The 1,263-nt window shown below is 65.7% G+C and carries 1 protein-coding gene; it reads right to left on the bottom strand.

All coding sequences use genetic code 11. The annotated features are described in order from the left end of the window. The coding region (locus CHB97_RS26590; RefSeq protein ID WP_305764494.1) for an MBG domain-containing protein at nt 1-1,263 on the bottom strand (1,263 nt) is incomplete at both ends.

Below are 1,263 nucleotides of genomic sequence, written 5' to 3'. Positions count from 1 at the left end.
ACCGGTGACGCTTAGTGTGTAATTGGTGTTGGATGCGAGGCTGCCCTGGCTGATGGCGTAGGTACCGACATTCTCACCGGCAGCCCGGTCGAGGGTGCCGGACAGAACCGCCGTGGCGCTGTCGCCGCGCTTCAGGCCGGAGACGCTGTAGCTCAAAGCCGGGTCGGCATCGCCATAAACCCGGCTGATGGCGTTGGCCGTTACGGTCAAGGCCGCCGGCGTGATGCTGAGCGTCGAGCCCGTCACGCTCAGCGTGTAATTGGCGTTGGACACGAGGCTGCCCTGGCTGATGGCGTAGGTACCGACATTCTCACCGGCAGCCCGGTCGAGGGCGCCGGACAGAACCGCCGTGGCGCTGTCGCCCCGCTTCAGACCGGCAACGCTGTAGCTCAAGGACGGGTCGGCATCGCCGTAAACCCGGCTGATGGCGTTGGCCGTTACGGTCAAGGCCGCCGGCGTGATGCGGAGGGTCGAGCCCGTTACGCTCAGCGTGTAATTCGCGTTGGATGCGAGGCTGCCCTGGCTGATGGCGTAGGTACCGACATTCTCACCGGCAGCCCGGTCGAGGGTGCCGGACAGAACCGCCGTGGCGCTATCGCCGCGCTTCAGGCCGGAGACGCTGTAGCTCAAAGCCGGGTCGGCATCGCCGTAAACCCGGCTGACAGCGTTGGCTGTTACGGTCAAGGCCGCCGGGGTGATGCGGAGGGTCGAGCCCGTTACGCTCAGCGTGTAATTGGCGTTGGACGCAAGGCTACCCTGGCTGATGGCGTAGGTACCGACATTCTCACCCGCCGCCCGGTCGAGGGCGCCGGACAGAACCGCCGTGGCGCTGTCGCCCCGCTTCAGACCGGAGACACTGTAGCTCAAGGACGGATCGGCATCGCCGTAAACCCGGCTGACGGCGTTGGCTGTGACGGTCAAGGCTGCTGGCGTGATGCTGAGCGTCGAACCGGTGACGCTCAGCGTATAATTGGCGTTCGACGCGAGGTTGCCCTGGCTGATGGCGTAGCTACCTACATTCTCACCCGCGGCCCGGTCGAGGGCGCCGGAGAGCACCCCCGAGGCGCTGTCGCCGCGCTTGAGGCCGGAAACGCTGTAGCTCAAAGCCGGATCGACATCGCCGTAAACCCGGCTGACGGCGTTGGCTGTGACGGTCAAGGCCGCCGGCGTGATGCTGAGCGTCGAGCCCGTCACGCTCAGCGTGTAATTGGCGTTGGATGCGAGGCTGCCTTGGCTGATGGCGTAGGTACCGACATTCTCACC

The sequence above is a fragment of the Azospirillum sp. RU38E genome (assembly GCF_900188385.1).
Classification (GTDB): Bacteria; Pseudomonadota; Alphaproteobacteria; order Azospirillales; family Azospirillaceae; genus Niveispirillum.
Note: the sequence above shows the minus strand (reverse complement) of the source record. Positions and strands in the feature narration are given on the sequence as shown.